Origin of the sequence: Roseomonas rosulenta (genome assembly GCF_016106005.1) — a bacterium.
Classification (GTDB): domain Bacteria; phylum Pseudomonadota; class Alphaproteobacteria; order Acetobacterales; family Acetobacteraceae; genus Neoroseomonas; species Neoroseomonas rosulenta.
Window position 1 is genome coordinate 1 of sequence record NZ_JACADR010000281.1, and the last position, 5,702, is coordinate 5,702.

Consider the following 5,702-nt stretch of genomic DNA (forward strand, 5'->3'; position numbering starts at 1 on the left):
GGCGGCGAGGAGGTCCTCGAGCCCCGCCACCCGCAGCACGCCGGCACGGCGCAGCGCCGCCTCCATCACCTCGTCCGCGAGGCCCGTGGCGTCCGCCAGCCGCCCGCCGGCGCGGATCGCCACCACCGGGCGGGTGCGCGCCGCCGCCCGCGCCGCCGAGACGAACATCCGCCGGTTCTTGATGCGTCGCAGGTCCAGCAGGATCGCCCCGGTCGCCGCATCCCGCGCCAGCCAGTCGAGCACGCCGGCGAAGCCGAAGCCCTGGTTGCCGCCGATGCCGACCACATGGCTGAAGCCCACCGCCTCCGCCGCCGCCCAGTCGAGCACCGCCCGCGCGATGGCCGAGGACTGCGTCACGAGCGCAAGCCGCCCCTTGGCGGGCGCGATTTGCGACAGCGTCGCATTCAGCCCGATCCCCGGAACCGCCACGCCGAAGGACCCCTGCCCCAGCGCCTGCACCCCGGTGCGCGCCGAGATCGCCGCCAGGTCCGGCGCCGCGCCCGGCACGATGGCGGCGAAGCAGCCGCGCGCCGCGAGCGCCTCCATGGCTGGCGCCAGCGCCTCCGGCGGGAGGCACAGCACCGCCAGGTCCGGCGCGATGGGCAGATCGGCGATGGAGCCCGCCGCCTCGAACCCGTCGCGCGCCGGGCCGACGCCGAGCAGCCTCCCGCGGAACCCGCCTGCGGCGAGGTTGCGCGCCAGCACCGCGGCCTCGTGGCTCGTCGCATCGGCGACCAGCGCCACGCTCTCGGGGCGCAGCAGCGCGCGGTCGCGGAAGCCGCCGCTGCGCGGGGGCCAGCTGGTGACATCGGGCATTGTGCGATGCAACATGAACCTTGCGCCCCTCCGCCGCAACGCTGCCAGGGATGCGCCGTCGCGCGCCACCCCTTGCCGCGGCGCCCGGGCGCGGTTCCACTGCCCGCCGCCACCAAGGGAATGCAGGCAGATGAGCCAGGACCGCTGGGACCCCGAGATGCGCGCCTTCACCGCCATGATGGAGGCGCGCGGCCGCGCCTTCCCGCCGGTGGTGCTGGGCATGCCGATGGATGCGGCGCGGGTCTCCAATGACGGCCCCGGCCTTGCCCTCGCCGCCGAGGGCGGCCCGCGCCTGGCCGAGAGCACCGACCGCTGGCTGCCCATCCGCGGCCGGCGCCTCGCCTGCCGGGTGCACCGCCCCACGACGGACAAGCCCCTGCCGGTCATGGTCTATATCCATGGCGGCGGCTGGGTCTGGGGCAGCATCGACACCCATGACCACATCATGCGGGCCTATGCGCAGGCCGCCGGCTGCGCCGTCGTCGGACCGGACTATGCGCTCAGCCCCGAGGCCCCCTTCCCCCAGGCGCTGGAGGAATGCGCCGCGGTGGTGCGCTGGGTGGCGCGGCACGGCGCGGACTGGGGCCTCGACCCCGCGCGCATCGTGGTGGGCGGCGATTCCGCCGGCGGCAACCTGGCGCTGGCCACCGCGCTGCTGCTGCGCGAGACCGACCCGGACCTCGCCCTGCGGGGCCTGCTGCTCAACTACGGCGTCTTCGACAGCCGCACCGACACCGCGAGCTACGACGAATTCGCCACCGGCCACACGCTGACGCGCGAGAAGATGGAATTCTACTGGCGCTGCTATGCGCCCCGCGAGGCCGACAGGCTGCATCCCCTGGCCGCGCCCTTGCGCGCGGATCTCGCGGGCCTGCCGCCCTGCCTGCTGCATGTGGCGGAGCTGGATGTGCTGGCCGCCGAGAACCACGCCATGGAGGCCCGCCTGCGCGAGGCCGGCGTGAGCGTCGAGGCCACCACCTTCCCCGGCGTGCTGCATGGCTTCCTGCGGTCGATCGGGCATGTGGGGCAGGCCGACCGGGCGGTGGCGGAGGCGGAGGGATGGCTCAGGCAGCGCCTCGCCTGACGCACGCTACAGCACCACCCCCGGCCACTCGTCGCCGGTGATCTCCGGCTCGTTGAACGCCGCGTGCCGCGCCGCATGCGCGGCGATGTCCGCCGCCAGAAGCCGCGTGCAGATCGCCCGCGCCAGGCGCTGCGCGCCGACGGAGATCGCCGGCACGTCCCCCGTCACCTTCCCGTGGCTCAGCGTCGCGGCGAAGTTGAAGCAGTGCAGCCGTGCGAGGTGCGGCGCGCGCCCCGGCTCCCGCTCGGTGAAGGCGAAGCCCTCGTCCAGCCAGGGGTTCAGCCCCAGCGCGGCATCGGCCTCGTCAGGCGGCGGCACGTAGGCATCGCGCCACAGCCGGATCTCGCCCGCCACCGCCGCCAGTTCCGGCCGCAGCGCCGCATCCTGCAGGAAGCCGGTGCCGAGGATGACGAATTCGGCGCGCACCGGCCCGCGCGGCGTCTCCAGCACCAGCGCGTCGCCCGCGCGCGCAACGCCCTGCACGCCGGCGCCGGTCAGCAGCATGGCGTTGGCGTGCGCCGCCACACGCCGCACGCTCTCATGCGGCGGCGGCGTCTGGCGGCGTTCCACCGAGAGCATCAGCCGCCAGCGCCACTCGGCCGGCAGCGCGTGCCAGCCATGCCAGAAGCCGCGCCCCTCCATGGACTTGCCGGAATTCACCCGCGGCAGGGCGGCGCGGCGCAGCAGCATGGTCAGCCGCCTGCAACCGGCCTCGAGCGCCGCAGCGGCATTGTCGAAGGCCGAGGCGCCGGCACCGACCACCACCACATGCCTGCCGGCGAGCGCGGCGAAGTCGATCGCATCCGCGCTATGCGCCCAGAACCGGCCGCGCCATTCCGGCAGGAAGCCCGGCAGCAGGCGCGGCCCGCCCAACCCGTCGCGCCCGGTCGCCAGCACCACGTGCCGCGCGAAGGCGACCCCGCCATCCGACAACGCCAGGCGGAACAGCGCGCCCTCCGGCACGATCCGCGCGACGCCGACGCCGCTGCGCACATCGAGGCCCGCGACGCGGCGGTACCAGCGCAGGTAGTCCATCCACATCCCGGTCGGGATCTTGCCCAGCGCCTCCCAGGCCGCCGCGCCGTGCTGCGCCTCGAACCAGGCGCGGAATGTGAGGTCGTCGAGCCCCAGGGCCGGGCCCGCCAACTGCTTCGGGCTGCGCAGCGTGCGCATGCGGGCATAGGTCGCCCAGGGTCCCTCGCTCCCCTCCGGCGCCGGGTCGAACAGCGTGACGCGCGACACGCCCTCGCGCTTCAGCGCGAAGCCTGCCGCGAGCCCCGCCATGCCGGCGCCGAGGATGGCGACATCGAGCACCACGCCACCGCCGGGCGCGGCCATCGGCGGCACCCAGGCCGTGCCGGGTTCCTGCAGGCGCTCCAGCGCCTCATGGAGACGGTCTTCGAGCACCCTCAGCCCGGGCGCGGGATCATGCTGCATTGCCGCAGGATAGACCGGGCGCAGCCGCGCCGGCACCCCGCCGCGCGACTATGCGGGCGCGGGCATCGCCAGCGGCTGGCCCTTCTCCACCGTGAAGGACACCACGACGGAGCATCCCGCCGCCCCGGCGCGCTCGACATGCGGCTGCCGGTTCGGGATCAGAAGGCTGTCCCCGGGCTTCAGCGTCAGCGCCGCCTGCCCGTCCATGGCAAGTTCCAGTTCGCCCGTCAGCACCAGGCCCGTGGTCACACCGGGGTGGATGTGGCGCGGATTGCCGCCATTGGGCGGGAAATCCACGACCACCAGGTGCGTGACCCTGTCGGTGCCCGGCACCTCGGTCGTCTGGAGGATGCGGCGCTGCGCGGCGGCGGGCTGGGCGCCGGCCTGCCTGCCCCCGGCCACGAGCCCGACCGCGGCGCAGAGCGCGCATCCCGCGAAGAACCGCCGTCCGCTCACCATCGCTGTTCTCTCCCTGGTTCGTGCCGCACAGGCTAACGCGGCGCCGCGCCGGCGGCGACGGGATTCGCGCCGCCGCCAGAGGAGATCCCGACCAGGTGGAATCACCCGATCGGGTGAAGATGCTCGCAAGAACAATGTGCCGGAGGCGTTGCCGCGAGCCGAGGCGTGCGGGAACGCCTCTAGCTCCCCGCCAGCGCCCGCTTCGCCACCTCCGCGAGGAAGCCCGCTGCCGCCGGCAGCACTTCGTCGTTGAAGTCGTAGCGCGGGTTGTGCAGCTCGCGCCCGTCCTCGGCCGGGCCATTCCCGATCCAGACGAAGGCGCCGGGCACCTCCTTCAGGAACCAGCCGAAATCCTCGCCGGTCATGGCCGGCGGCAGGTCGCGGCGGCACTCGCTCACCGCCGCCGCCGCCGCCGCCGCCAGGTCGCGTTCCGCCGGCGTGTTCGCCGTGACCCCGACGCCGGCGCGGAAGGAGAAATCCGCCTTCACGTCGAAGGTCGCGGCGATGCCCTGGGCAATGCGCGACAGGCCGGATTCGATCACGGCCTGGTCCTCGTCGCGCAGCCAGCGCGCGGTGCCCTTCAGCGTGACGCGCGCGGTGATCTGGTTCTGCGCCTCGCCGCCTTCCACCACGGTCACGCTCACCACCCCGCCATGCAGCGGGTCGAGGTTGCGAGCGACGATCGACTGCGCCGCCACGATGGCATGCCCCGCCGCCACCATCGGGTCGCGCGTGAGGTGCGGCAGCGCGGCGTGCCCGGCATGGCCGTCGAAGACGATCTGGAACCGCGCGCCGGCGGCCATCACCGCGCGGTCGTGCACGGCCACGGTTCCGGCGGGCAGGCCGGGCCAGTTGTGCCAGCCGAAGATGCGCTCCATCGGGAAGCGGCGGAACAGCCCGTCGGCGATCATCGAGCGCGCCCCGCCGCCGCCTTCCTCCGCCGGCTGGAACACCAGGCGCACCGTGCCGGTCCAGTTCGGGTCATCCAGCAGCAGCTTCGCCGCACCAAGCAGCGCCGTGGTGTGCCCGTCATGCCCGCAGGCGTGCATCACGCCGGGCACGGTGGATTTCCAGGGCAGGTCGTCGGCCTGCTCCTGGATGGGCAGCGCATCCATGTCGCCGCGCAACCCGACGGCGCGATTCCCCCCGCCGCGGCTGAGCGTGGCGACCACGCCGTGGCCGCCGACATTCTCGGCGATGTCGGTGACGCCCATCTCCCGCAGGCGCGCGGCGACGAAGGCCGCCGTCTCGCCTTCGTGAAGCGTGAGGCCGGGGTTGGCGTGCAGATGGCGACGCCAGGCTGTAAGGGTCGTGGCGAGATCGGTGTGCATGACCCCACAACCCTATCCTGCCCGGCCGTGCCGCACCATCGCCCTTGGCCTGGCGGTGCTGCTGGCCGCGCTGCTAGCGCTGGCCTCGCCCGCGCCCGCGCAGGACTCGCCGGAGCCGGCCGGGATTGCCTACCGCGCCGAGGTCATCGCCCCCGAGGGCAGCGGCCTGCAGGCGCTCGCCGCGGCGGTCGCGCAGACGCTGACACTGCGCGAGCGCGCGCCCACCGACGCCTTCGGCCTGATCGGGCGCGTGCGCGGCGACCTGCCGCGGCTGCAGGAGGTGCTGCGCGCCCAGGGCTATTGGGGCGGCGAGGTGCTCGCCACCATCGACGGCCTGCCCCTCGACGACCCCGGCCTGCCGGCCAGGCTGCAGGGCGCGACCGCAGAGGCCCCCGCCGCGGTGGTGTTCCGCCTGGTCCCGCGCGAGCTCTACCGGATCGGCCGGATCGACGTGGAGCCCGCCACCGGCGCCGACCCCGCCCCGGTGCGCGCGGCGGCGGCCGAATCGGGCCTCTCGCCGGGCGACCCGGCGCGCCCCGAGTCGGTACTGGCGGCCGAGGACGCGATGCGCGAGG

At 74.7% G+C, this 5,702-nt stretch carries 5 protein-coding genes and 1 pseudogene; 2 read left to right on the forward strand and 4 right to left on the reverse strand.

Going from position 1 to position 5,702, the window contains the following annotated elements; translation table 11 throughout:
- A partial coding sequence (locus HW578_RS22065; RefSeq protein ID WP_369407952.1) for a CoA-binding protein occupies window positions 1-831 on the reverse strand: 831 nt, incomplete at its 3' end.
- Window positions 832-946: 115 nt separating this feature from the next.
- On the opposite strand from HW578_RS22065, the gene HW578_RS22070 reads away from it, so the two are divergent.
- Window positions 947-1,900: an alpha/beta hydrolase gene (locus HW578_RS22070; RefSeq protein ID WP_198372870.1), complete on the forward strand. Its 954-nt coding sequence runs from the start codon at window positions 947-949 to the stop codon at window positions 1,898-1,900.
- Window positions 1,901-1,906: 6 nt separating this feature from the next.
- On the opposite strand, the gene HW578_RS22075 is transcribed toward HW578_RS22070, so the two are convergent.
- The 3 genes from HW578_RS22075 to HW578_RS22085 all read right to left on the reverse strand — a co-directional run bounded on the left by HW578_RS22075 (window position 1,907) and on the right by HW578_RS22085 (window position 5,127).
- Window positions 1,907-3,307 (reverse strand): FAD-dependent oxidoreductase, encoded by a 1,401-nt coding sequence (locus HW578_RS22075; RefSeq protein WP_369407953.1) that lies wholly within the window; start codon window positions 3,305-3,307, stop codon window positions 1,907-1,909.
- Between the two features lie 78 nt (window positions 3,308-3,385).
- Window positions 3,386-3,793 (reverse strand): cupin domain-containing protein, encoded by a 408-nt coding sequence (locus tag HW578_RS22080; RefSeq protein ID WP_198372872.1) that lies wholly within the window; start codon window positions 3,791-3,793, stop codon window positions 3,386-3,388.
- Window positions 3,794-3,975: 182 nt separating this feature from the next.
- Window positions 3,976-5,127, reverse strand: a complete 1,152-nt coding sequence (locus HW578_RS22085) for an amidohydrolase (protein ID WP_198372873.1) — start codon at window positions 5,125-5,127, stop codon at window positions 3,976-3,978.
- Here HW578_RS22085 and HW578_RS22090 point away from each other — a divergent pair.
- Window positions 5,126-5,702, forward strand: a pseudogene (locus tag HW578_RS22090) (hypothetical protein); the annotation flags it as partial. The gene HW578_RS22085 and the pseudogene HW578_RS22090 sit on opposite strands and share 2 nt — an antisense overlap.